Genomic DNA, 23454 nt, shown 5'->3' with positions numbered 1-23454 from the left:
CAGAAGCTGCCAGCGAAAGATTGAGAAAGCCTCAAGGCCTCACGATCAAACCTCAAGCACGCCGTGGCAATGCTTGTATTTCTTGCCGGAGCCGCAGGGGCAGGGTTCGTTGCGGCCGATGGCGCCCCAGGTCTTGGGGTCCTGCGGGTCGCGATCCTGCGGCGGCACCTGGGCACCGTCGGCAAAATCGTCCTCGCCAGTGGTGGCGTCGACGTGATGACCGGTCATTGGCGGCGGGGTCGGGGCCGGCGGCGCTTCGCGCACGAGTTCGACGCGCGACATCTGCGTGGTCACGGCATCGCGCAGGTTGGCGAGCAGGGCCTGGAAGAGCTCAAAGGCTTCGGCCTTGTATTCCTGCAGCGGATCGCGCTGGGCATAGCCGCGGAAACCGACGACCGAGCGCAGATGATCGAGGTTGACGATGTGCTCGCGCCACAGATTGTCGATGGTCTGCAGAACGACCGAGCGCTCGACATAGGCCATCAATTCCGCGCCGAAACGCTCGGCCTTGTCGGAATAAGCCTTGTCGGCGGCTTCCATGAGGCGGTTGTAGATGTCGTCCTCGGCGATGCCTTCCTCGGCGGCCCAGGCGTCGACCGGCAGGTCGAGGTTCAGCGTGGCCGCAACCTTCTGCTTGAGGCCGGCAACGTCCCACTGTTCGGCATAGGCGTTCGGCGGCACATGGATGGCAACCATGGTCTCGATGACTTCGTGGCGCATGTCGGTCACGGTGGTCGAGACATCTGTCGAGTCCATCAGCTCGATGCGCTGCTCGAAGATCACCTTGCGCTGGTCGTTGATGACGTCGTCATACTTCAGAAGGTTCTTGCGGATGTCGAAGTTGCGGGCTTCGACCTTCTTCTGTGCGCGTTCGAGCGCCTTGTTGATCCAGGGGTGGACGATGGCTTCGCCGTCCTTCAGGCCGAGCTTCTGCAGCATGCCGTCCATGCGGTCGGATCCGAAGATGCGCATCAGATCGTCCTGGAGCGACAGGTAGAATTTCGAGCGACCCGGGTCGCCCTGACGTCCGGAACGGCCGCGCAGCTGGTTGTCGATACGGCGGCTTTCGTGACGTTCGGTGGCGATGACGTAGAGGCCGCCGGCTTCGAGCGCCTTCTGCTTGAGGGCTGCGATCTCCGCCTTGATGGTTTCGGCTTTGGCCTCGCGTTCCGGACCCGGCTCCATTTCGGCCAGTTCGTGTTCGAGGCGCATGTCGAGATTGCCGCCGAGCTGGATGTCGGTACCGCGGCCGGCCATGTTGGTGGCGATGGTGACGGCGCCGGGCACACCGGCCTGAGAGACGATATAGGCTTCCTGTTCGTGATAACGGGCGTTCAAGACCTTGAAGTCCTTGAAGCCGGACTGGCTCAGCATGTTGGCGAGCAGTTCGGACTTTTCGATCGAGGTGGTGCCGACGAGAACGGGCTGGTTGCGATCGCTGGCGGCCTTGATCTCCTCGATGATCGCCTTGAACTTTTCGTCGACCGTCCGGTAGACCTCGTCGTCCTCGTCAATACGCTGGATCGGAAGGTTGGTCGGGACTTCGACCACTTCGAGGCCGTAGATGTTGGCGAATTCTTCGGCTTCGGTCGCTGCCGTTCCGGTCATGCCGGCCAGCTTCTTGTACATGCGGAAGTAGTTCTGGAAAGTGATCGAGGCGAGTGTCTGGTTCTCGGGCTGGATCTGGACCTTTTCCTTCGCTTCCAGTGCCTGGTGCTGGCCTTCCGAATAGCGGCGGCCCGGCATCATGCGGCCGGTGAATTCATCGATGATGACGATCTCGCCGTTGCGGACGATGTAGTCCTTGTCGCGCTGGAAAAGCTTGTGGGCCTTCAGCGCATTGTTGATGTGATGGACGATCGCGACGTTTTCGACGTCGTAGAGGCTCTCGCCCTTCAGAAGTCCGGCCTCGCGGAGGAGATTTTCCAGCTTTTCCGTGCCGACTTCGGAGAAGTTGGCCGAGCGCTGCTTTTCGTCGATTTCGTAGTCTTCTTCCGACAGGAGCGGGATGAAGGCATCGATCGTGGTGTAGAGGTCCGAGCGATCGTCGAGAGGGCCGGAGATGATCAGCGGGGTACGCGCCTCGTCGACAAGGATCGAGTCCACTTCGTCGACGATCGCGAAGTTGTGGCCGCGCTGCACCATCTGGCCGCGCTCATACTTCATGTTGTCGCGCAGATAGTCGAAACCGAGTTCGTTGTTGGTCGCATAGGTGACGTCGCAGGCATAGGCCGCGCGGCGCTCGTCGTCGCTGAGGCCATGCACGATGACGCCCGTGGTCAGCCCGAGGAAGCCGTAAAGCTTCGACATGGTGGCCGCGTCGCGGCTGGCGAGGTAATCGTTGACGGTGACGACGTGCACGCCCTTGCCGGCCAGCGCATTCAGGTAGACCGCCAGCGTGGCAACAAGGGTCTTGCCTTCGCCGGTCTTCATTTCGGCAATGGAATTGTCGTTGAGGATCATCGCGCCGACCAGCTGGACGTCGAAGGGACGCATGCCGAGCGCACGGCGGGAGCCTTCGCGGGCAACCGCAAATGCGGGGACGAGGATATCGTCGAGCGTCTTGCCGGCAGCAAGCTCCGCGCGGAATTCGACGGTCTTTGCCGCGAGCTGTTCGTCGGTCAGCGTCCTCAGCTTTTCCTCAAGCGCCCCGATCGCAGCGACGCGGGGATTATAGGAACGCACGCGGCGCTCATTCGACGAGCCGAATATTTTGCGCGCAAGTCCACCAAGACTGACCATATCGATGGTCCTTTCTGACCTTCGTCATATCGTTGATGTACCCATCGGAGCACACTCGGCGCAGACGAATAGGCACAATGCGTCCTGAAACTGCTCTGGACGCGAGGTTGCGTGACAGATAAGAGGGGGGTCGAATGATGTCAACGGCGCAGGCAGGTCGCAAATCCCCCCGGTCGCCGGGCATCTGACAATCTTTTGCCCGATTCGAACGGTCTTCAAACGGTTCATCATCCGAAAGGTCTTTCATGCTCCGCCTCAATAAAATCGTGCTTGCCGCCTGCGTTTCCCTCTCTGCTCTCTACGGTGCGGCTTCCGCACAGGACGCGACCGTGGTCGCCAAGGTCGGTGATGTCGAAATCACCCAATCCGAACTGGACCTTGCCATTGCAAACCTCGATCCGCAGCTCGCGCAGCTTCCCGATGAGCAGAAGAAGGTCGCGGCCCTCTCCGGCGCCATCGATGTGAAGCTGCTCGCCGCAAATGCGACCGCCGACGGCCTGCAGGACGATCCGGAATACAAGCGCCGCCTGGCCTTCATTGCCGAGCGCGAATTGCACAATGCCTTCTTCAAGAAGAACGTCGTGGATGCTGTTACCGCCGACGAAGTGAAGGCGCGTTACGACAAGGAAATCGCTGCACTTCCGAAGCAGGAGGAAGTGCGCGCCCGCCACATCCTGGTGAAGACCGAGGAAGAGGCCAAGCAGATCATCGCCGATCTCGACGCCGGCAAGGATTTCATCGAAATCGCCAAGGAAAAGTCAACCGACCCGAACAAGACGGAAGGCGGCGATCTCGGCTATTTCACCAAGGGCCGCATGGTCCCGGAATTCGAGGAAGTCGCCTTCGCGCTCGAAAAGGGTGCCTATACGAAAACCCCGGTTCAGACCCAGTTCGGCTTCCACGTCATTCTTCTCGAAGACAAGCGTGATGCGCCCCCGCCGGCCTTCGAGGCCGTCGAGCAGCAGGTTCGCCAGCTGGTCATGCGCGACAAGTATCTCGCATTGATCGAAAAGGCGAAGGCCGAGCAGACGATCGAGATCGTCGACGAGGCGCTTCGCAAGGGTTACGAAGACGCCAACAAGGCAGAGCAACAGCCAGAGCAGCAGTAAGCTCCTTCATCCGAATCCATCTTCAGGCCCGCAGTTTGCGGGCCTTCCATTACGGGCCGCAGCCATGTCTTCCAGCATTTCTCCCCTCGCGCCGAAAACCTATGCCGACATGCCCGTCATCCGCGGTGTGCGGATGGCGACGGCTGCCGCAGGCATCAAGTACAAGAACCGCACCGACGTGCTCCTGATGGCCTTCGACCAGCCGGCATCCGTCGCTGGTGTCTTCACCAAGTCGAAGTGCCCGTCGGCGCCGGTCGATTTCTGCCGGCAGAACCTCGCGCATGGCATGGCGCGCGGCGTCGTCGTCAATTCGGGCAATGCCAATGCCTTCACCGGCGCGAAGGGCAAGGCTGCGACAGAGCTGACCGCGAAGTCGGCGGCCGAGGCGCTGGGCTGTGGCGAAAACGAAATCTATCTCGCATCGACCGGCGTCATCGGCGAGCCGCTGGATGCAACCAAGTTTTCCGGCGTGCTGGACCAGATGGCGCAGCAGGCGAGGGGCGACACCTGGTTCGAGGCCGCCAAGGCGATCATGACCACGGACACCTATCCGAAGGTTGCGACGCGTAGCGCCGATATCGATGGTGTGACGGTCACGATCAACGGGATTGCCAAGGGTGCCGGTATGATCGCGCCCGATATGGCGACCATGCTCTCCTTCGTTGTGACCGATGCCGACATCGCGCCTCATGCCCTGCAGGGGCTTCTGTCTGAAGGTGTCGAGCCGAGCTTCAATGCGATCACTGTCGACAGTGACACGTCGACCTCCGACACGCTGATGCTGTTTGCGACCGGTGCCGCTTCTGGCGACGGTCAGGCCAGGATCGAGCAGGCAGACGATGCGCGCCTCGGCACGTTTCGTGTGGCACTCAACGACCTGTTGAAGGATCTGGCGCTCCAGGTCGTTCGCGATGGTGAAGGCGCGCGCAAGATGGTGGAGATCACCGTCAAGGGCGCGGAAAGCGACCTCGCGGCGAAGAAGATCGCGCTGTCGATCGCCAATTCGCCGCTGGTCAAGACTGCAGTTGCGGGCGAGGATGCCAATTGGGGCCGTATCGTCATGGCGGTGGGCAAGTCCGGCGAAATGGCCGATCGCGACCGGCTTGCCATCTGGTTCGGTGACGTGCGCGTCGCCGTCAACGGCGAGCGGGACCCGGCCTATTCCGAGGAGGCGACGACGGCCGTGATGGAGCGGGAGGACATTCCCGTTACCGTGGATATCGGTCTCGGCTCCGGCAAAGCCACAGTCTGGACCTGCGACCTGACGAAGGAATATGTCGCCATCAACGGCGACTATCGGAGCTGACATCCGAATGCATGCAATGGTAAGCAATCCCAACCTGCCGCTCGTTCGGCGCCTTGAAGCGGTCGGTTTTCGTGCCTGGCCGGCGAGCAGTGTCATCTATGACGGCAGCTGGCAGGTTCGCTTGACCGGCGGTCATCCCGGCAAGCGGCTGAACTGCATCGTGCCGCTCGACCCTTCCGACAGCCGCGACATCGCGATCCGGATCGAGAAGGCGGGCAAACGCTTCGAGGCGCATGGACGGCCACTGCTGGTGCGCCAGACGCCATTGTCGCCGAAGCCGCTGATCGACTTTCTCGTGGCCGATGGCTGGGAGCGTTTCGAGGAGGTGGTGACGATGACCGCCGATCTCGGCCACATGACGTTCCCAGACACGCTGGACCACCTGCCGACGCAGGATGTCGGGCGCTATGTGGATGCGGATATCGCGGTGCATGGCGGCGATGCGGCCCTGAAGCCGGCGCTCGCGGAAATCATCACCGGCATCAAGCCGCCATCCGGACTGTTCGTCATCGAGGATGCAGCCGAGGGGCCGCTGGCGGCTGCTCTTTGCGTTCAGGACAATGATCTCGCGGGCATCATGTCGCTCGCGGTCAGGGCGGACCGACGCCGGCAGGGGCTTGGGATCGAGATCCTGAGCTCGGCGCTTCGCTGGGCCCGGATGCGCGGTGCGCGGACAGCCTGGTTGCAGGTGGTGGCCGAGAATGCGCAGGCATTGGCTCTCTACCGCAAGATGGGTTTCGAGGAGGCCTATCGCTACGCCTACTGGCGAAAGGCGTCCGCATGACCGAGGTGAAAAAGCCCATCCTGCTGGTCGTGGCCTGTGCGCTCGTCGATACGGACAACCGGATCCTGCTGGCGCAACGTCCCGAGGGCAAGTCCCTCGCGGGCCTCTGGGAATTTCCCGGCGGCAAGGTCGAGGCCGGAGAGACGCCGGAGGAAACGCTGGTGCGCGAACTCGAGGAAGAACTCGGCATCAAGACCAAGGTCGCCTGCCTCGCGCCACTGACGTTTGCCAGCCACACCTATGAGAGCTTCCACCTCCTGATGCCGCTCTATGTCTGCCGTCGCTATGAGGGCATTCCGCAGGGGCGGGAGGGGCAGGCGATCAAGTGGGTCAAGGCCAAGGCGCTTCGCGACTATCCGATGCCGCCGGCCGATGAACCGCTCATTCCGGTTCTCCAGGATCTTCTCTGACAAAACGCTCATCAACGCGGCGTCGTTAATCAAAAGTTTATACCCGCCACCGCAATATACCCTCTGTTCATGCGTCGAACACGTGTGTGGAGCGGAATATGGCAAACGAGGATTTCTGGAAGGCCGCACGGTCTCGAGAGCGGTCTTCGATCAAGACGGGCAGGACCGGGGTCCTCAACATCGCGCTGCTGTTCGGCACGGCTGCGATCGCGCTTTCGCTCGTTCTGACGCCGATGCTTGCGTCCAAGTCCGATCGCAAGACCCTGGCTTTCCAGCCGGACGAATTCGACATGATCACCACCGGTTCCATCCCGAAGGACGACAGCGGCAAGCGATACACGATCCGTCGCAGCGTGCTGCAGGAGACACCGGGTTCGGTGTGTATCGTCGACGGCTATGCTTCGGGCCAGGCCTGCTGAAGACGAATGACAGGTCCGGCATTCGTAGGGGTGCGGTGCCTGGGATCACATCAACGAGGGGGTAAGAATGCGCCTTTTCCGCCAATTGCTCTCGGACCTTCGTGGGGCCACGGCCATTGAATACGGCCTGATTGCCGCGATCATGAGCGTCGCTCTGATCAGCGGCTACGGCGCCTTCACGGGCGCGTTGATGGGAACCTTCAACACCGTTGGGACTGAAGTCACCAACGCCGGAAAGTGATCCGAGCGCGGCTCGATCACGTGGTGCGCCTGGTTGGGTCGAGAGCGTCGGCGAGGCGCATCTTGGCCGAGCCGGGCTTCAGCGGCTTCTGCTGGCTTTCATGCGGTGCCCATCCCGAAACGAAGATGATCGCGAAGGTGGCGCGGATGCGGCCGTCCGGGTCGGAAAATCGCTCGGCATAAAGTTCGGCCGCCCTGAGGAAGAAGCGGCGGGAAACCGGGCGGCGGCTGCGGCCCTGCAGCGGGTTCGCCATGCCCATGGCCTTCAGATCCCGCATCAGGGCGAAGATGTGATCGTAGCGCACGGTGAAACTTTCCTCGTCGATGACGGGAAGCGCGAACCCGGCACGCTGGAGGAGTGAGCCGACATCGCGGATATCGGCGAAGGGCACGACGCGGGGGCTCGCACCGCCATAGATCTCCGTTTCCGCCGCCAGCATGACTTCCCGGAGTTCCGTCAGCGTTCCTGCTCCGGGGATCGCGGCCAGAAGCAGGCCATCGGGCTTGAGGGCGCGGCGCATCTGGATTAGCACCCCGGGTGTGTCATTGGTCAGATGCAACGCCAGCGGCGAGAGAATGAGGTTCACCGATTGCGCCTCAAGCGGGACGCTCTCGTAATTCGCGACAGCCACAGCCTGCCCGTCCTCGCCGAAGGCCGCATCGGTTTCGATCCGGCGCAGCCGCTCGATCTTGCCCGTCGCCAGCGCTGCCTTTGCCGCAAGACCGGTTCCACCGAAAAGTTCGACGGCGTCCTCGAAGTGGCGCTCGACCAGGGCCAGACGATCGGCGAGTTCGCGCGCGGTCAGGTCCAGCAGAAAATCGCTGCCAGGGGCGTTGCGGGCGAGCGCTCGGGCGCGGTTGCGGGCGATCAGGGCTTCGTCGAACAGGTCATTCATGGCGGCATTCCCGGTTTTCGGCAGGGCTCTCACAAGATTTCCCGCATTGGCTGAACGCCGACGTGGGCGTAAAGTCGATGCATGTGGGCTCACTTAGTGCAGAAATCTGCATCCGTCAGCCGGTATCGTGCCGGAGCGGTGCTGCGTGGCTTGTTTCATGTCATCTATCCACCGGCCTGCGCCCATTGCCACATCCATGTGGCCAGCCACCACGCGCTCTGCCCACGCTGCTGGGGCGAGATGCGGCTGATCGAGAAGCCCTATTGTCCTGTTCTCGGCCTGCCTTTCGCGCATGACCCGGGCGAGGGCATGGTGTCGCCGCAGGCGATGGCCCATCCGCCGGTCTTCGACCGGTTGCGATCCGTGGCTTTGCATGAAGGGGTGGCGCGGCACCTCGTGCATGGCCTCAAATATCGAGACAGGGTGGACCTGGCGCCGATGATGGCGGGCTGGATGTTAAGGGCGGCCTCGGCCGAGGTGGCCGAAGCGGACGCGATCGTCGCCGTGCCGCTGCATCGGATGCGGATATTCCGGCGGATGTTCAATCAGTCGGCGGAACTCGCCCGACATCTGTCCGCGCAATCCGGCAAGCCCTTCTTGGCTGAGGCGCTGGTGCGGCGCAAACGGACCCGCCAGCAAGTGGGGCTGACGGCGAACCAGCGGTCGCTGAATGTGCGGGGCGCCTTCGGTGTGCCGGAGGGCAGAGAGGATCTCGTTTTCGGCAAGCGGATCGTGTTGGTCGACGATGTCTACACGACGGGAGCGACAGTGGGTGCCGCAACAACTGCCCTGAAAAAGGCAGGCGCGGCGGATGTCACTGTTTTGACCTTTGCAAGGGCACTCACCGGGCCTATATGAGGGGACCAACCCCCTATCTACCCGACGCTTTCCGGCGGAGAACTTCATGGCTGACGTCACGATCTACACACGGCAATTCTGCGGCTACTGCGCCAGCGCCAAGGCCCTGCTCGACAGCAAAGGTGTCACCTATGTCGAGCATGACGCGACGGGCAAGCCGGATCTGCGTGAGGAAATGATCGCCAAGTCCGGCCGCAATACTTTCCCGCAGATCTTCATCGGCAGCCGGCATGTCGGTGGCTGGGACGACCTGCATGCACTCGATCGGGCCGGCAAGCTCGATCCGCTTCTCGCAAAGTAAGGACTGATTGTTCATGGTGTTCAAGGCTGCCGCCGTCCAGATGTGCTCCGGGATCGATCCGGAGAAGAATGCCGAAAGCATGGCACGGCTCGTGCGCGAGGCCGCTCGTCGCGGGGCGATCTATGTTCAGACGCCTGAAATGACGGGTGCGGTGCAGAAGGATCGTGCCGGTCTCGCCGCCGTGCTGCGCGACGAGGAGACGGATCTTATCGTCCAAAAGGCTTCGGAGCTCGCCAAGGCGCTCGGCATCCATCTGCATGTCGGTTCGACCGCCATCAAGCTTGCCGATGGCAAGATCGCCAATCGGGCCTTCCTATTTGGACCCGACGGAAAGAAGATCACATTCTACGACAAGATCCACATGTTCGACGTCGATCTCGACAATGGCGAGAGCTGGCGCGAAAGCTCTGTCTATCGTCCCGGCGAGCGGGCCGTTGTTGCGGACCTGCCCTTCGCCAAGCTCGGTTTCGGTGTCTGTTACGACGTGCGCTTCCCGCATCTGTTCCGGGCCGAAGCCATGGCCGGTGCCGAAATCCTGACCACGCCGGCGGCCTTCACCAAGCAGACCGGCGAAGCGCATTGGGAGATCCTGCTTCGGGCGCGGGCGATCGAGAACGGCGCCTATGTCATCTCGGCCGCCCAGGCGGGCGTGCATGAAGACGGCCGCGAGACCTTCGGGCATTCGATGATCGTCGATCCCTGGGGCAAGGTGCTGGCGGCTGCCTGCGGTTCGGGCGAAGACGTGGTGGTGGCCGAGATCGATCTCGAGGCGGTCAAGACCTGCCGGGCGAAAATTCCGAACCTCAAGAACGGCCGCGACTTCCAGCTCGATATTGCGCCGGTCCTCGCCAAGGGAGGCGTCACGGTTTGATCCGCTATTCGCTCAGCTGCGAGAAGGCGCATGAATTCGAGGGCTGGTTTTCGGAAAGCGCCGATTTCGACCGGCAGAAGGCATCGGGTTACCTGACCTGTCCCGTCTGCGGATCCGCGGACGTGTCCAAGGTGCTGATGGCGCCTGCGGTTTCCACGGCGCGGCAGAAGGAAGACACCCAGGCGCTGGCGGTGTCGACAGCGCAGAAGCAGGCCTTGGTGAAGCTCAAGGACGCCATCCGCGAAATCCGTGCAAGCAGCGAGGATGTGGGCGAGAAGTTCCCCGAGGAGGCTCGCAAGATCCACTACGGGGAAACGGAAGCCCGGGGGATCATCGGCCAGGCCTCGCCAGTGGAGGTGAAGTCGCTGATCGAGGAAGGCATCGAGATCGCGCCGCTGCCGGTCTTGCCTGATGATGTGAATTGACGGCGGGCCCCCATCATCTGGCGGTCTACAATTTCGGCATTTATGTCGACAGTTCAGAGAGCGTTGCGGTGCGCGGCTTCGCTCTGCGAGAGCCCTTGAATTTTGCGGCGGCAGAGCGGGCACCCGGTTTTATCGCGCGGTCCGGATATCAGGGCGTTCCCGGGCCTCGTAGCTGGGGGCAGCTCGTCTTTCCGCGCTTCTTGTCCCAGCACAGCAGAGGTGCCGGCGTCTCGCAGCTCTCGCTCTGGCGGGATCTCGAGAGCTTGATGGCCTTTACCTATACCGGCGTGCATGCGGACGCTCTCAAGCATGCAAGGCACTGGAACGTGGTGCAAGAATGGCCGCCGATGGTGCTCTTTTGGGTGCCTGCAGGCCAGCGACCGGAATGGAAGGACGGGGCCGAGCGGCTGGAGATGCTCGTTGACCACGGCAGCGGACCGCAGTGTTTCACCTTCAAGGAACCCTACGGTCCGGACCGTATACCGACGGCAGTCGACCGTTCATTGGTCAAGCAGTTGGCAGCGGGGAATGTAGCGGCGCAAGGCGGGCTGCTTGATGCGGTCCTCAAGCTGCCCGTCTAAGACCGGTTAGCCCTGGAAGCCACCACCGTCCAGAAAGGCCTGCTCGTCCGGTGTCGTCGTCCGGCCAAGGGCGGCATTTCGGTGGGGGAAACGCCCGAAGCGGGCGATGACGTCACGGTGCGTGACCGCATAATCGAGATAGTCTTGCGGCCCGCCCCTCTCCGCGAGCGCCTTGAACAGAACAACGCTCCGTTCCTGCTCTGCGAGATCTTCGGCATGCTCGAAAGGCAGATAGAAGAAGGCTGCAAGGTCCGGCTCTGTTGCCGCGTCATGGCCGAGTTCAATCGCTCGCCGGGCCAATGACAGAGCCAATGGATCGGTGGCGAAGGCATGCCCCGAGTTTCGGAACAGGTTGCGTGGAAACTGATCAAGCAGAATGATCAGGGCCAGAGCGCCCTGCGGCGTGTTCATCCAGTCGGCGAGTTCGTTGCGGGCAGCGCGAAAATGCAGGCGCTCGAAGGCCTCGCGAATGCTCGTGTCGAACGCATCATCCTTGGAGAACCACTTCTGCCGGCCTGCCTGCTGCCAGAAGTCGACAACGGATTGCGGCGAACTCATGCTGCGTCCCCCGGGCGGCTGGCGAGCATCATGTAGTTCACGTCGATATCGGCCGAGAGGTTCCACTGGTTCTGCAGCGGATTGAAGAAGACGCCCTTGCGCTCGATGATCTGCATGCCGCTTGCCGAGAGCGGACGCTCGATTTCCTCGGGTCGCACCAGCTTCTCGTACTGATGGGTGCCACGGGGCAGCCAGCGGAGCACATATTCGGCGCCGACGATGGCGAGGGCGGCTGCCTTCAGCGTCCGGTTGATTGTGGAGACCAGCATGAGGCCGCCGGGGCGGACCATGGAAGCGCAGGTCGAGAGGAAGAAATCGACATCCGCGACGTGTTCGACGACTTCCATGTTGAGTACGATGTCAAAGGTCTCGCCCTGGGCTGCCAGTTCCTCTGCCGTCACGGCCCGGTAGTCAACTTCCACGCCGCTCTGGGCGGAGTGGGTCATGGCGATCTTGATGTTCTTCTCCGAGGCATCGGCACCCAGCACGCTCGCGCCCATGCGGGCGACGGGCTCGGACAAAAGGCCGCCGCCGCAACCAATGTCCAGCACGCGCAATCCCTCAAGCGGACGGGCGCTTCGCGGGTCGCGGCCGTAATGCTCGACCACCTTGTCCCTGATATAGGCGAGCCGAACCGGATTGATCTTGTGCAGCGGCTTGAACTTGCCGGTCGGATCCCACCATTCCGCGGCCATGGCGGAAAAGCGGTCGACTTCGGCCTGATCGATGGTGGTGCGTGCCTCTGCACTCATGACGGAACCTCCTGCAACGATTGGCCATGAAGTCGTCCCGATGGCTTGCAAAGTCAAGGGCAGGGACGTCGCAGTGACAACTGCTCAAGGAACCTCCATCGAGGCCAAACGTTGAGGCGTGAATCGCAGCCCTGGCCGGCTGGCGGTGAAAGGAGATCGAAGATCATGAAAAGAATGTGGTTCATCGCAGCGCTTGCCGTCTCTGCGGGGGCGCTGCCGGCGGTGGCCGAAGCGGCCGTCGCCTTCTCGACAGCCAATGTCAACATGCGGTCAGGGCCGAGCACGCGTTATCCTGCCGTCATTGTTGTGCCCGCAGGCAGTCGTGTCGACATCCGGGGCTGCATGTCCAGTGCCAACTGGTGCGATGTGGCGTTCGCCGGATATCGTGGCTGGGTCTCGGGATCCTATCTGCAGACCACCTATTCGCAGCGCCGCGTCAGTGTCGGGCCACAGTATTACCGACCGCTCGGCATTCCAACCGTGACCTTCAGTATCGGCCGCTATTGGGATGACCATTATCGCGGGCGCCCTTTCTACCGCGATCGTGACCGCTGGCGGGATGGTGACGATCGCCGGGACGGGGATCGCGATCGTGACCGCCGTGCAGAAAACGATCGGCGCGGACGCGAGGATGATCGCCGCGTCCAGCGAGATTTTGAGCCGCAGGACGATCGGGACCGGCATCCGGTCTTTCGCGTGATGCGGGAGCGTTGCGAGCGGGATCCCAGCGCCTGCCGCTGACATCCTGACAGCCAGCTTAACTTTCGAGGGGGCCCCGTGGCCCCCTTTTCTTATGCCCGCGTCTCGAGCGGGCCGCCTTCATCATGCCGATCTGCAAGACAAAAATGCCGGCCACGCCGTACCGTTTGGGGGGCAAGTGGCCGTTGCGCCCCCCGGCCAGATAGACTAAAAGCCCGGCCAGCTTGCGGCTTTGTGCCCAGGCGATCGTTTTCGTGCCGGAGTTCCGGCGTCTTTCAAGGGCATATGGTTCAAGTCTATGGCTCGCATCGTCATGAAGTTCGGCGGGACATCCGTCGCCAATCTGGATCGCATCTATAACGTCGCGCGTCATGTGAAACGCGAAGTGGATGCGGGTCACGAAGTGGCCGTGGTCGTCTCGGCGATGTCGGGCAAGACCAATGAGCTGGTCGACTGGGTTCAGACCATGCCGAAGGTGGCCGGTGCCGACTCGCCGTTCTACGATGCGCGCGAATATGATGCCATCGTCGCGTCGGGCGAACAGGTGACATCCGGTTTGCTCGCCATTGCACTCCAGTCGATGGGCGTCAATGCCCGGTCCTGGCAAGGCTGGCAGATCCCGATCAAGACCGACAACGCTCATGGCGCGGCCCGTATCCAGGAGATCGACGGCGCCGACATCATCCGCCGCATGGGCGAGGGCCAGGTGGCCGTCGTTGCAGGTTTCCAGGGCATCGGCCCTGACAATCGCATCGCGACGCTCGGTCGCGGTGGCTCGGATACCTCGGCCGTCGCGATTGCCGCCGGTGTGAAGGCCGATCGCTGCGACATCTATACCGACGTCGACGGCGTCTACACGACCGATCCGCGCATCGAGCCGAAGGCGCGGCGCCTGAAGAAGATCGCTTTCGAGGAAATGCTCGAAATGGCCTCGCTCGGCGCCAAGGTTCTTCAGGTCCGTTCCGTCGAGCTCGCCATGGTGCACAAGGTTCGCACCTTCGTGCGCTCCAGCTTTGAAGATCCCGATGCACCGGGCATGGGCGATCTGTTGAACCCGCCCGGTACGCTGATTTGTGATGAGGAAGAGATCGTGGAACAGGAAGTCGTCACCGGTATTGCCTATGCCAAGGATGAAGCCCAGATTTCGCTGCGCCGTCTGGCCGACCGGCCGGGTGTGTCGGCTGCGATCTTCGGACCGCTCGCCGAATCCCACATCAATGTCGACATGATCGTCCAGAACATCTCGGAAGACGGTTCCAAGACCGACATGACCTTCACGGTTCCGTCCGGTGACGTGGACAAGGCGCTCGCCGTTCTCGGCTCCAACAAGGAGAAGATCGGTTTCGACGTCGTCCAGAGCGAGAAGGGTCTCGTCAAGGTTTCCGTCATCGGCATCGGCATGCGCAGCCATGCGGGCGTCGCGGCAACCGCATTCAGGGCGCTGGCGGACAAGGGCATCAACATCAAGGCGATCACCACCTCGGAGATCAAGATCTCCATCCTGATCGATGGCCCCTATGCCGAGCTCGCTGTTCGGACTTTGCATTCCTGCTACGGTCTGGATAAGAATTGATTCCTGAGAGCGGACACGCGTGCCCCGACCCCCTGAAAAGGCAAGGGTAACAATCCGCTGACCAATGGGAAGTGGAGCAAAAACGCGATGAGAGACCTTTCTGCGGGTCCCCGCGTCCTGCTCAAGCGGCTGCGCGAACTGATGGCGGAGCCGCTCGAGCCGCAGGAGCGACTGGACCGGATCGTTCGCCAGATCGCGAACAACATGGTCGCAGAGGTGTGCTCCGCCTATGTTCTCCGCTCGGACGGCGTCCTCGAACTCTATGCGACCGAAGGTCTGAACAAGGATGCGGTGCACCTTGCCCAGCTGAAGATGGGCCAGGGTCTGGTCGGCACGATCGCGGCGTCGGCCCAGTCGCTCAATCTTTCGGATGCCCAGGCGCATCCGGCCTTCCGCTACCTGCCGGAAACCGGCGAAGAGATCTACCATTCCTTCCTCGGCGTGCCGATCCTGCGGGCCGGGCGAAGCCTTGGCGTCCTTGTCGTGCAGAACAAGGCGCAACGCAATTATCGCGAGGACGAGCTCGAAGCGCTGGAAACGACAGCGATGGTGCTCGCCGAGATGATCGCCACCGGCGAATTGAAGAAGATCACCCGGCCGGGGCTGGAGCTCGACCTGACCCGGCCCGTCTCGATCGAGGGTGACAGCTATTCCGAAGGCATCGGCCTCGGTTACGTGGTGCTGCACGAGCCTCGCATCGTCGTCACCAATCTCCTCAACGAAGACAGTGAGAAGGAAATCCGCAGGCTGGCCGATGCGCTGGGCTCGCTCAGGATCTCGATCGACGACATGCTGTCGCGGCGCGAAATTTCCATGGAGGGCGAGCACCGCGACGTCCTGGAGACCTACCGCATGTTTGCCCATGACCAGGGTTGGGTGCGGCGCATGGAAGAGGCTATCCACAATGGCCTGACGGCGGAGGCGGCTGTCGAGAAGGTGCAGAGCGATACCAAGGCGCGCATGATGCGCCTGACGGATCCTTACCTGCGCGAGCGCATGCATGATTTCGACGATCTTGCGAACCGGTTGCTGCGCCAGCTGACCGGGTTTTCGCCGCACAGCGCGGCTGAAGGCTTCCCGAACGACGCCATCGTCTTTGCCCGTGCGATGGGTGCGGCGGAGCTTCTGGATTATCCGCGCGCCAACCTGCGCGGCCTCGTGCTCGAGGAGGGCGCTGTCACAAGCCATGTCGTCATCGTTGCGCGGGCCATGGGCATTGCGGTCGTCGGTCAGGCGGCGGGGGCGGTGGCGCTGGCTGAAAATGGCGATCCTGCCATCATCGACGGTGACGACGGCAAGGTGCATGTCCGTCCCGTGGCGGACCTGCAGCGGGCCTATGAGGAAAAGGTCAAGCTCCGGGCCAAGCGGCAGGAACAGTTCCGGGCGCTGCGCGACGTTGAACCGCTGACGAAGGACGGACATCGGATCAAACTGCAGATGAATGCCGGCCTTCTGGTCGATCTGCCTCAGCTTGCGGATTCCGGTGCCGACGGGATCGGTCTCTTCCGAACCGAACTGCAGTTCATGATCTCTTCGACCATGCCGAAGGGCGAGGAACAGGAGAGCTTCTATCGCAATGTCTTGAAGCAGGCCGCCGGCCGTCCGGTGACATTCCGCACGCTCGATATCGGCGGTGACAAGGTCGTCCCCTATTTCCGGTCACAGGAAGAAGAGAACCCGGCACTTGGCTGGCGGGCGATCCGCCTGTCGCTCGATCGTCCGGGGTTGTTGCGGACGCAGCTGCGCGCACTGCTCAAGGCGGCCTCCGGCGCCGAGCTGAAGATGATGCTGCCGATGGTGACCGAGGTCTCGGAGATCCGGCAGGTGCGCGAGCTGATGCAGAAGGAGATCCAGCACATCTCGAAGTTCGGCCATCAGCTGCCCAAGAAGCTGCAGTTCGGGGCCATGCTGGAAGTGCCGGCGCTCCTCTGGCAGCTCGACGAGCTGATGGACGAGGTCGATTTCGTGTCTGTCGGTTCGAACGACCTGTTCCAGTTCGCCATGGCGGTCGACCGGGGCAATGCGCGGGTATCCGATCGTTTCGACGTGCTCGGGCGACCCTTCCTTCGCATTCTGCGCGACATCGTTCGTGCCGGCGAGCGGAACAAGACGCCCGTGACGCTGTGCGGCGAGATGGCCTCGAAGCCGCTTTCGGCCATGGCACTGCTCGGGATCGGCTTCCGCTCGATCTCGATGTCACCGACGGCGATCGGTCCGGTCAAGGCAATGTTGCTCGGCCTCGACGTCGGCCAGCTGACGGAGGTCCTGACGGCTGCGCTTGACGACGACACCCCGGGCGTGTCAGTGCGCGACCTGCTTGTCCGCCATGCGGAAGTGAACAAGATCCCCGTCTGAGACCGACGACTGACCTGGAGTATAGGGTGGCGAAGCTTCCTGTCGAAAAAATGCGCGAGCTCGAACGCCGGTTCGGCGAGATCGAGGCGCGAATGTCGGCGGGTCCGGCGGCCGACGTCTATGTGAAGCTCGCATCGGAATATTCCGAACTCGAGCCCGTGGTGAAAAAGATCCGCGAATACCAGTCCGCGATGGACGAGGCGGCGGATCTGCGCGCCATGCTGGCTGACAAGACGACCGATCGCGAGATGCGCGATCTGGCCGAAATGGAACTGCCGGAGCTGGAGACGCGGATCGAGGCGCTCGAAAACGAGATGCAGATCCTGCTTCTGCCGAAGGACGCTGCCGACGAAAAGAGCGCGATCCTCGAAATCCGCGCGGGCACGGGCGGATCGGAAGCGGCGCTCTTTGCCGGCGATCTCTTCCGCATGTATGAGCGTTTCGCCTCGACCAAGGGCTGGAAGGTGGACGTGCTTTCCGCGAGCGAGGGCGAAGCCGGCGGCTACAAGGAAATCATCGCGACGATCAGCGGGCGGGGCGTGTTCTCCAAGCTGAAGTTCGAATCCGGTGTGCACCGCGTGCAGCGCGTGCCGGAGACGGAAGCGAGCGGGCGTATTCACACGTCGGCCGCCACCGTCGCGGTTCTGCCGGAAGCCGAAGATATCGACATCGAGATCAAGCCCGAGGATATCCGCATCGATACGATGCGTGCATCTGGCGCGGGTGGACAGCACGTCAACACGACGGACTCGGCCGTGCGCATCACGCACCTGCCGACGGGGCTGATCGTGACGTCCTCGGAAAAATCGCAGCACCAGAACCGCGCCAAGGCGATGCAGGTGCTGCGCTCCCGGCTCTACGACATCGAGCGGCAAAAGGTGGACAGCGAGCGGTCTGCGAACCGCAAGAGCCAGGTCGGCTCGGGGGACCGTTCGGAGCGAATTCGCACCTATAACTTCCCGCAGGGGCGAGTGACGGACCATCGGATCAACCTGACGCTCTACAAGCTCGACCGGATGATCGAAGGCGATCTTGATGAAATGCTCGATGCGCTGATTTCCGACTATCAGGCCGGCCAGCTTGCGCAGCTGGGTGAGGCCCAGTGAGCGGGGCTGTGCCTTCCGCCCGATCCCTGATTGCTGATGCGCGCCGGCGTTTCGAGGCGGCCGGACTTGGCGATCCAGCAACAGATGCCAGGGTGCTGGTCTGTGGCCTTCTCGACATTCGTCCGACCGCGCTGCTTCTCGAAGGCGACAGACCGGTAGCGCCCGACACAGTGGCACAGGTGGAAGACGCCATCACGCGCCGGATCCGGCATGAACCAGTGCACCGAATTCTCGGCCGGCGCGAATTCTACGGTCTCGATCTGGCACTTTCCGCCGGGACCCTGGAGCCACGTCCGGATACGGAGATCCTGGTTGACGTGATCTTGCCACAACTTCTCGATATGGTGACCAAAGGTTTGAAGCCGCATATCGTGGATCTCGGCACGGGAACCGGAGCAATCGCCCTGGCATTGCTGCATGAATGTCCGCAAGCCGATGCTCTTGGCATCGATATTTCCGAGGATGCGCTGAGGACGGCGACCGGAAATGCCGAGCGCAACGGGCTCGGATCGCGTTTCGCCACGCGGCTCGGCCCCTGGTTCGACCAAACACCGGAGCGTTTCGACATCATCGTCTCCAACCCGCCCTACATCCGGAGTGATGTGGTGACGGGTCTGGAGCCGGAAGTCGCAAATTTCGATCCGATGGCCGCGCTGGACGGGGGACCGGACGGCCTGGAGGCCTATCGTTGCATAGCGGCAGAGGCGCGAGACCATCTCGAGGATCATGGGCTGGTCGGTCTGGAAATCGGTTTCGACCAGCGGGACGACGTCGTGCAAATCTTTGAAGGGGCTGGGTTTTCTCTTCTCGAGGAGCGTCGGGACTATGGTGGCAATGACCGCGTCCTGGTGTTTGCGCCAAGGCTTGATTAGCCGGTTTGCTGCGGTTGCTAAGGATAATTGCCGGAAAGCCAGAAAAAGGCTTGGATTTCCGGATGAAGCGTAATAGTTTGCGGGCACGCAACGGGCGGCGGGGAAAGAACGAAGATTCGTTCACGACTGGGCCGGCTTCGAAAAAGGTTCGCTTTCGAACTCCGCGAAGCACGACAGGACCGATGCGTAGCTCAGTAAACTCGACTTTCACCAGCGGCGAGCAAGGCGAGAGCGCGGTCTGTCGGCGGCGCGCATAGACTTGGTCCGGTTCAACCAGAGCCAATGACGTTGCCCTTTATCAGCACAACAAAGACATTCAGGTGAAGCATCTATGAGGCCAGGACAGCAGAACAAGCGTGGTCGGGGGCGTAACAACAATAGCGGCGGTGGCGGCGGCGGTGGAAACAACAATTTCAACCGCAAAGGCCAGAACCCGCTTACCCGGACCTATGACAGCTCCGGCCCCGATGTGAAAATCCGCGGTACCGCTCAGCACGTTGCCGAGAAGTATTCGACTTTGGCACGCGACGCGCAAAGCGCAGGTGATCGCGTCATGGCGGAAAACTACCTGCAGCATGCCGAGCACTACAACCGCATCATCGCGGCTGCCCAGGCGCAGATGCAGGAGCGCTTCCAGCGCGACGACCGCGATGGCGGCGAGGACCGTGACGACCGCCAGGACTATAACGAGCGCGACGGCGAGGATTTCGACGGCTCGGACGAAAACACCGGTCAGAATGGTGATCGTGGTGGTGATCGCGGGAACCAGCAGGCGCCGCAGCAGCAGCCCCGCCCGCAACAGCAGAACCGTCCGCAGCAGCAGAACCGGCCGCAACGTCAGCCAGAGCCGCAGCCGCAGCCGGAAATCGCCGGCTCGGGCCCGCAGCCCGTCATCGAGGACATGCCGGTGGAAGCTGCAGCCGCCGCTGCCGAAAGCGCAGCAGACGCCGGTGGCGAACGCCAGCCGCGACGCCGCACCGCTGGCAACCGTCCGCGCCGTCAACCGCGCCGCGCCGCGGGTAGCGACGAAGGTGGTGAAGCCGGCGGAGAGACTGGTGGAAACGGCGAAGGTGGCGAAGCCCCCGTTCTCGCCGAGGTTGATACCGAATGAGCTTTTCCGGCTCGATTTGACGATTGCAAAACTCCGGGCTCTGGCCCGGAGTTTTTCGTTTAACTGCCTCTTTAAAGGGCAAAATCGCGCTCCCATATCTCGTTTGAGGGAGCGGTAAGCGCTCCGGGGTCCGCCGCCAGCGGGGGCCTCATCCACACCATCCGACCTGTGCCGAATGCGGGCAGGGCGGAGACAAGGGAGAGTGACGATGAATATCGAGAAATATTCCGAACGCGTGCGCGGTTTTCTGCAATCCGCGCAGACCCATGCCCTGTCGGAAGGGCACCAGCAGTTCACGCCGGAACATGTGCTGAAGGTTCTGCTCGATGACGAACAGGGCATGGCGTCTTCGCTGATCAGCCGTGCCGGTGGCGATGCCAAGGCTGTGCGGATCGCCAATGATGCGGCTCTTGCCAAGCTTCCCAAGGTGTCTGGCGGCAATGGACAGGTCTATCTGGCCCAGCCGCTCGCCAAGGTGTTTTCGACGGCAGAAGACGCTGCCAAGAAGGCCGGTGACAGCTTCGTCACGGTCGAGCGCCTGCTGCTCGCGCTTGCGATCGAATCCTCCGCCTCGACATCGGCCTCCCTGAAGAAGGGTGGCGTGACGGCGAATGCGCTGAACCAGGTGATCAACGAGATCCGCAAGGGCCGGACCGCCGATGGTGCCAATGCCGAGGCCGGTTTCGACGCTTTGAAGAAATATGCGCGCGACCTGACCGAGGAGGCACGCGAAGGTCGCCTCGATCCTGTGATCGGCCGAGACGACGAGATCCGTCGCACGATCCAGGTCCTGTCGCGCCGGACCAAGAACAACCCTGTCCTGATCGGTGAACCCGGCGTCGGCAAGACGGCGATTGCCGAGGGCCTTGCCTTGCGCATCGTCAACGGCGACGTGCCGGAGAGCCTGAAAGACAAGAAGCTGATGGCGCTCGATATGGGCGCGCTTATCGCGGGTGCAAAGTATCGCGGCGAGTTCGAGGAACGTCTGAAGGCCGTGCTGAACGAGGTTCAGTCCGAAAACGGCGAGATCATCCTGTTCATCGACGAGATGCATACGCTGGTCGGTGCCGGCAAGGCCGATGGCGCGATGGATGCTTCCAACCTGCTGAAGCCGGCGCTTGCGCGCGGCGAGCTGCATTGCGTCGGGGCGACCACGCTCGACGAATACCGCAAGCATGTCGAGAAGGATGCGGCGCTCGCCCGGCGCTTCCAGCCGGTCATGGTCAACGAGCCCAATGTCGAGGACACGATCTCGATCCTGCGCGGCCTGAAGGAGAAATACGAGCAGCATCACAAGGTGCGGATCTCGGATTCGGCCCTTGTCGCGGCAGCCACATTGTCGAACCGCTACATCACCGACCGGTTTTTGCCCGACAAGGCCATCGATCTGATGGACGAGGCGGCATCGCGGCTGCGCATGCAGGTGGACAGCAAGCCGGAGGAACTCGACGAGCTCGACCGTCGCATCATGCAGCTGAAGATCGAGCGCGAGGCGCTGAAGAAGGAGACAGATGCAGCGTCTGCCGACCGGCTGACCCGGCTCGACACCGAACTGACCTCGCTCGAGGAAGAAGCCGACGCCCTGACGGCCCGCTGGCAGGCGGAAAAGCAGAAGCTGGGCCTTGCCGCAGACCTCAAGCGCCAGCTGGACGAAGCCCGGAACGAACTTGCGATCGCGCAGCGTCAGGGCGAATTCCAGCGGGCCGGTGAACTCGCCTATGGCATGATCCCGAAGCTCGAGAAGGAACTGGTGGAGGCGGAAGCGCAGGACGGGTCCGGCCCCGGTAACATGGTCCAGGAAGTCGTCACCCCCGACGGCATCGCCCATGTCGTATCCCGCTGGACCGGCATTCCGGTCGACAAGATGCTGGAAGGCGAGCGTGAGAAGCTGCTCAGGATGGAAGACGATCTGGCCAAGTCGGTTGTCGGCCAGGGTGATGCCGTTCAGGCGGTTTCGCGTGCGGTCCGCCGCGCCCGCGCCGGCCTGCAGGATCCGAACCGGCCGATCGGCTCGTTCATCTTCCTCGGTCCAACCGGCGTCGGCAAGACCGAGCTGACGAAGTCGCTGGCGCGGTTCCTGTTCGATGACGAGTCGGCCATGGTTCGCCTCGACATGTCCGAATACATGGAGAAGCACTCGGTCGCCCGGCTGATCGGGGCGCCTCCGGGTTATGTCGGTTACGAGGAAGGCGGGGCGCTGACCGAAGCGGTGCGGCGCAAGCCCTACCAGGTCGTGCTGTTCGACGAGATCGAGAAGGCGCATCCCGACGTTTTCAACGTTCTCCTGCAGGTGCTCGACGACGGGCGCCTGACCGACGGACAGGGCCGCACCATCGACTTCAAGAACACGATCATCATCATGACCTCCAATCTCGGGGCCGATTATCTGACCGGTCTCGGCGAGGATCAGGATGTCGATCAGGTGCGCGATCAGGTCATGGACGTGGTCAAGGCCTCGTTCCGGCCGGAATTCCTCAATCGTGTCGACGAGATCATCCTCTTCCATCGTCTGCGCAGGACGGAAATGGGGGCGATTGTGGATATCCAGATGAAGCGGCTCTTGTCCTTGCTTTCGGAGCGCAAGATCCGCATCGATCTCACGCCGGATGCGCGTGCCTGGCTCGCCGACAAGGGCTATGACCCGGTCTACGGGGCACGACCCTTGAAGCGGGTGATTCAGAAATATCTCCAGGATCCGCTTGCCGAACAGATCCTCTCGGGTCAGGTGCTGGATGGATGCGAGGTTACGATCGAAGCGGGCAGCGACCGGCTGCTGATCACGCCCAAGGCTCCGGTGAGTGCCGCAGCCTGACGGAGCTTCCGGGCAGAATGAAAGACGGCGGTCCTTGGGGCCGCCGTTTTGCGTTGGCTTGATGGGGCTGTCTTTTGCCTCAGCGGCTCGCGACCTGGGCGGGGCGACCGCCCGACTGCAGCATCGTGTCGATGCGCTGCCTCTCCTGCTGGAAGGCGGCGAGCACCGGCCCATCCAGGGCCTTGCCGCCCGGCAGACGGACCTTCATCGCATCCACCTTGGTGCCATTGACGATTAGCTCGTAATGCAGGTGTGAACCGGTCGAGGAGCCGGTCGAGCCGACATAGCCGATGACCTGGCCCTGCTTCACCTTGGCGCCGGGCGTGATGCCCTTGGCGATACCGCTCTGGTGGTTGTAGGAGGTGACGTACCCATTGGCATGGCGGATCATGGTCTGGTTGCCATAGCCGGAGGCCCAGCCGGCCTTTTCAACGGTGCCGTTGCCCGAGGCAATGATCGGCGTGCCACGGGGCGCCGCCCAGTCGACGCCGGTATGCATGCGCGAATAGCCGAGGATCGGGTGACGGCGCATGCCGAAGCCCGAGGTGAAGCGGCCGTTCGGGACGGGATTGCGCAAAAGGAACTGGCGGATTGACTTGCCGTTTTCGTCGAAGAAATCGATCGAACCGTCCTGCGGGTCCTGGAAGCGGTAGAACTGGGTGATCGTGTCGCCG

Annotated in this window: 23 protein-coding genes (1 of these 23 running past the window's edge); 18 read left to right on the top strand and 5 right to left on the bottom strand. The window is 62.5% G+C overall.

Annotated features, from left to right (window positions below; translation table 11 throughout):
* Positions 1–45: 45 nt before the first annotated feature.
* Positions 46–2742, bottom strand: coding sequence for a preprotein translocase subunit SecA (gene secA / locus QTL56_RS13255; protein ID WP_245137459.1), 2697 nt, complete (start codon positions 2740–2742; stop codon positions 46–48).
* Positions 2743–2987: 245 nt separating this feature from the next.
* Here secA and QTL56_RS13250 point away from each other — a divergent pair, with 245 nt between their 5' ends.
* From QTL56_RS13250 to QTL56_RS13225, 6 genes are all read left to right on the top strand, one after another.
* Positions 2988–3851, top strand: coding sequence for a peptidylprolyl isomerase (locus tag QTL56_RS13250; RefSeq protein ID WP_229574991.1), 864 nt, complete (start codon positions 2988–2990; stop codon positions 3849–3851).
* A 64-nt stretch (positions 3852–3915) separates the two neighbouring features.
* Positions 3916–5157 (top strand): bifunctional glutamate N-acetyltransferase/amino-acid acetyltransferase ArgJ, encoded by a 1242-nt coding sequence (argJ, locus tag QTL56_RS13245; RefSeq protein ID WP_245137460.1) that lies wholly within the window; start codon positions 3916–3918, stop codon positions 5155–5157.
* Positions 5126–5941: a GNAT family N-acetyltransferase gene (locus QTL56_RS13240; protein WP_370660290.1), complete on the top strand. Its 816-nt coding sequence runs from the start codon at positions 5126–5128 to the stop codon at positions 5939–5941. Before argJ ends, QTL56_RS13240 begins: the two co-directional genes overlap by 32 nt.
* A complete protein-coding gene (gene mutT, locus QTL56_RS13235) occupies positions 5938–6351 on the top strand; it encodes an 8-oxo-dGTP diphosphatase MutT (RefSeq protein WP_229574988.1) in 414 nt (137 codons plus the stop codon). Before QTL56_RS13240 ends, mutT begins: the two co-directional genes overlap by 4 nt.
* Before the next feature lie 98 nt (positions 6352–6449).
* Entirely contained in the window at positions 6450–6770 is a 321-nt protein-coding gene (locus QTL56_RS13230; protein WP_229574987.1) for a hypothetical protein, read from the top strand.
* 67 nt (positions 6771–6837) lie between these two features.
* Positions 6838–7011 carry a Flp family type IVb pilin gene (locus QTL56_RS13225; RefSeq protein WP_229574986.1) on the top strand — a complete coding sequence of 58 codons (174 nt, stop codon included), beginning with the start codon at positions 6838–6840 and terminating at the stop codon, positions 7009–7011.
* A gap of 16 nt (positions 7012–7027) precedes the next feature.
* On the opposite strand, the gene QTL56_RS13220 is transcribed toward QTL56_RS13225, so the two are convergent.
* A complete protein-coding gene (locus QTL56_RS13220; RefSeq protein WP_245137462.1) occupies positions 7028–7906 on the bottom strand; it encodes a methyltransferase domain-containing protein in 879 nt (292 codons plus the stop codon).
* 81 nt (positions 7907–7987) lie between these two features.
* Between QTL56_RS13220 and QTL56_RS13215 the strand changes: the two genes are divergently transcribed.
* From QTL56_RS13215 to QTL56_RS13195, 5 genes are read left to right on the top strand one after another with little or no spacing between them, the layout of a single operon-like run.
* A complete protein-coding gene (locus QTL56_RS13215; protein WP_245137463.1) occupies positions 7988–8764 on the top strand; it encodes a ComF family protein in 777 nt (258 codons plus the stop codon).
* A gap of 46 nt (positions 8765–8810) precedes the next feature.
* Complete coding sequence (gene grxC / locus QTL56_RS13210) at positions 8811–9065, top strand: glutaredoxin 3 (protein WP_245137464.1); 255 nt, start codon at positions 8811–8813, stop codon at positions 9063–9065.
* Positions 9066–9078: 13 nt separating this feature from the next.
* A complete protein-coding gene (locus QTL56_RS13205; RefSeq protein ID WP_245137465.1) occupies positions 9079–9936 on the top strand; it encodes a carbon-nitrogen hydrolase family protein in 858 nt (285 codons plus the stop codon).
* Complete coding sequence (locus tag QTL56_RS13200) at positions 9933–10361, top strand: DUF1178 family protein (protein WP_229574981.1); 429 nt, start codon at positions 9933–9935, stop codon at positions 10359–10361. The genes QTL56_RS13205 and QTL56_RS13200 overlap by 4 nt, the downstream gene beginning before the upstream one ends.
* Positions 10358–10942 carry a DUF3291 domain-containing protein gene (locus QTL56_RS13195; RefSeq protein ID WP_245137466.1) on the top strand — a complete coding sequence of 195 codons (585 nt, stop codon included), beginning with the start codon at positions 10358–10360 and terminating at the stop codon, positions 10940–10942. The genes QTL56_RS13200 and QTL56_RS13195 overlap by 4 nt, the downstream gene beginning before the upstream one ends.
* 6 nt (positions 10943–10948) lie before the next feature.
* Here QTL56_RS13195 and QTL56_RS13190 read toward each other — a convergent pair whose 3' ends face one another.
* Complete coding sequence (locus QTL56_RS13190) at positions 10949–11500, bottom strand: DUF924 family protein (RefSeq protein ID WP_245137467.1); 552 nt, start codon at positions 11498–11500, stop codon at positions 10949–10951.
* Positions 11497–12252 (bottom strand): bifunctional 2-polyprenyl-6-hydroxyphenol methylase/3-demethylubiquinol 3-O-methyltransferase UbiG, encoded by a 756-nt coding sequence (ubiG, locus tag QTL56_RS13185; protein ID WP_245137468.1) that lies wholly within the window; start codon positions 12250–12252, stop codon positions 11497–11499. Before ubiG ends, QTL56_RS13190 begins: the two co-directional genes overlap by 4 nt.
* A 165-nt stretch (positions 12253–12417) precedes the next feature.
* On the opposite strand from ubiG, the gene QTL56_RS13180 reads away from it, so the two are divergent.
* The 7 genes from QTL56_RS13180 to clpB all read left to right on the top strand — a co-directional run bounded on the left by QTL56_RS13180 (position 12418) and on the right by clpB (position 22780).
* The gene (locus QTL56_RS13180; RefSeq protein WP_245137469.1) at positions 12418–12993 is read left to right on the top strand and encodes an SH3 domain-containing protein; all 576 of its coding nucleotides are present in this window, start codon (positions 12418–12420) and stop codon (positions 12991–12993) included.
* A gap of 256 nt (positions 12994–13249) precedes the next feature.
* On the top strand, positions 13250–14524 hold the full coding sequence (locus QTL56_RS13175; protein ID WP_229574976.1) for an aspartate kinase: 1275 nt from the start codon (positions 13250–13252) through the stop codon (positions 14522–14524).
* Positions 14525–14611: 87 nt separating this feature from the next.
* Positions 14612–16879 (top strand): phosphoenolpyruvate--protein phosphotransferase, encoded by a 2268-nt coding sequence (ptsP, locus tag QTL56_RS13170; RefSeq protein WP_245137470.1) that lies wholly within the window; start codon positions 14612–14614, stop codon positions 16877–16879.
* Between the two features lie 26 nt (positions 16880–16905).
* Positions 16906–17985 carry a peptide chain release factor 1 gene (gene prfA / locus QTL56_RS13165; RefSeq protein ID WP_245137471.1) on the top strand — a complete coding sequence of 360 codons (1080 nt, stop codon included), beginning with the start codon at positions 16906–16908 and terminating at the stop codon, positions 17983–17985.
* Positions 17982–18857, top strand: coding sequence for a peptide chain release factor N(5)-glutamine methyltransferase (gene prmC / locus QTL56_RS13160; protein ID WP_245137472.1), 876 nt, complete (start codon positions 17982–17984; stop codon positions 18855–18857). The genes prfA and prmC overlap by 4 nt, the downstream gene beginning before the upstream one ends.
* A 331-nt stretch (positions 18858–19188) precedes the next feature.
* On the top strand, positions 19189–19968 hold the full coding sequence (locus tag QTL56_RS13155; RefSeq protein ID WP_245137473.1) for a DUF4167 domain-containing protein: 780 nt from the start codon (positions 19189–19191) through the stop codon (positions 19966–19968).
* A gap of 208 nt (positions 19969–20176) precedes the next feature.
* Complete coding sequence (gene clpB, locus QTL56_RS13150; RefSeq protein WP_245137474.1) at positions 20177–22780, top strand: ATP-dependent chaperone ClpB; 2604 nt, start codon at positions 20177–20179, stop codon at positions 22778–22780.
* Between the two features lie 79 nt (positions 22781–22859).
* Here clpB and QTL56_RS13145 read toward each other — a convergent pair whose 3' ends face one another.
* Positions 22860–23454, bottom strand: the final stretch of a protein-coding gene (locus QTL56_RS13145; RefSeq protein WP_229574970.1) for a M23 family metallopeptidase. It continues 1349 nt past the right edge of the window; only the last 595 of its 1944 coding nucleotides appear in the window; the start codon falls outside the window, past its right edge — the gene reads right to left on this strand; it ends in the stop codon at positions 22860–22862.

This window comes from Peteryoungia algae (genome assembly GCF_030369675.1).
Classification (GTDB): Bacteria; Pseudomonadota; Alphaproteobacteria; order Rhizobiales; family Rhizobiaceae; genus Allorhizobium; species Allorhizobium algae.
The sequence above is the reverse complement of the archived record's forward strand: the minus strand, read 5'-3'. Positions and strand labels throughout refer to the sequence as shown.

Excerpts from the sequence above, each read along its gene's own strand:
- secA (WP_245137459.1), bottom strand. The coding sequence starts at position 2,742 with ATGGTCAGTCTTGGTGGACTTGCGCGCAAAATATTCGGCTCGTCGAAT.
- QTL56_RS13250 (WP_229574991.1), top strand. The coding sequence starts at position 2,988 with ATGCTCCGCCTCAATAAAATCGTGCTTGCCGCCTGCGTTTCCCTCTCT.
- argJ (WP_245137460.1), top strand. The coding sequence starts at position 3,916 with ATGTCTTCCAGCATTTCTCCCCTCGCGCCGAAAACCTATGCCGACATG.
- QTL56_RS13240 (WP_370660290.1), top strand. The coding sequence starts at position 5,126 with ATGTCGCCATCAACGGCGACTATCGGAGCTGACATCCGAATGCATGCA.
- mutT (WP_229574988.1), top strand. The coding sequence starts at position 5,938 with ATGACCGAGGTGAAAAAGCCCATCCTGCTGGTCGTGGCCTGTGCGCTC.
- QTL56_RS13230 (WP_229574987.1), top strand. The coding sequence starts at position 6,450 with ATGGCAAACGAGGATTTCTGGAAGGCCGCACGGTCTCGAGAGCGGTCT.
- QTL56_RS13225 (WP_229574986.1), top strand. The coding sequence starts at position 6,838 with ATGCGCCTTTTCCGCCAATTGCTCTCGGACCTTCGTGGGGCCACGGCC.
- QTL56_RS13220 (WP_245137462.1), bottom strand. The coding sequence starts at position 7,906 with ATGAATGACCTGTTCGACGAAGCCCTGATCGCCCGCAACCGCGCCCGA.
- QTL56_RS13215 (WP_245137463.1), top strand. The coding sequence starts at position 7,988 with ATGTGGGCTCACTTAGTGCAGAAATCTGCATCCGTCAGCCGGTATCGT.
- grxC (WP_245137464.1), top strand. The coding sequence starts at position 8,811 with ATGGCTGACGTCACGATCTACACACGGCAATTCTGCGGCTACTGCGCC.
- QTL56_RS13205 (WP_245137465.1), top strand. The coding sequence starts at position 9,079 with ATGGTGTTCAAGGCTGCCGCCGTCCAGATGTGCTCCGGGATCGATCCG.
- QTL56_RS13190 (WP_245137467.1), bottom strand. The coding sequence starts at position 11,500 with ATGAGTTCGCCGCAATCCGTTGTCGACTTCTGGCAGCAGGCAGGCCGG.
- ubiG (WP_245137468.1), bottom strand. The coding sequence starts at position 12,252 with ATGAGTGCAGAGGCACGCACCACCATCGATCAGGCCGAAGTCGACCGC.
- QTL56_RS13180 (WP_245137469.1), top strand. The coding sequence starts at position 12,418 with ATGAAAAGAATGTGGTTCATCGCAGCGCTTGCCGTCTCTGCGGGGGCG.
- QTL56_RS13175 (WP_229574976.1), top strand. The coding sequence starts at position 13,250 with ATGGCTCGCATCGTCATGAAGTTCGGCGGGACATCCGTCGCCAATCTG.
- ptsP (WP_245137470.1), top strand. The coding sequence starts at position 14,612 with ATGAGAGACCTTTCTGCGGGTCCCCGCGTCCTGCTCAAGCGGCTGCGC.
- QTL56_RS13155 (WP_245137473.1), top strand. The coding sequence starts at position 19,189 with ATGAGGCCAGGACAGCAGAACAAGCGTGGTCGGGGGCGTAACAACAAT.
- clpB (WP_245137474.1), top strand. The coding sequence starts at position 20,177 with ATGAATATCGAGAAATATTCCGAACGCGTGCGCGGTTTTCTGCAATCC.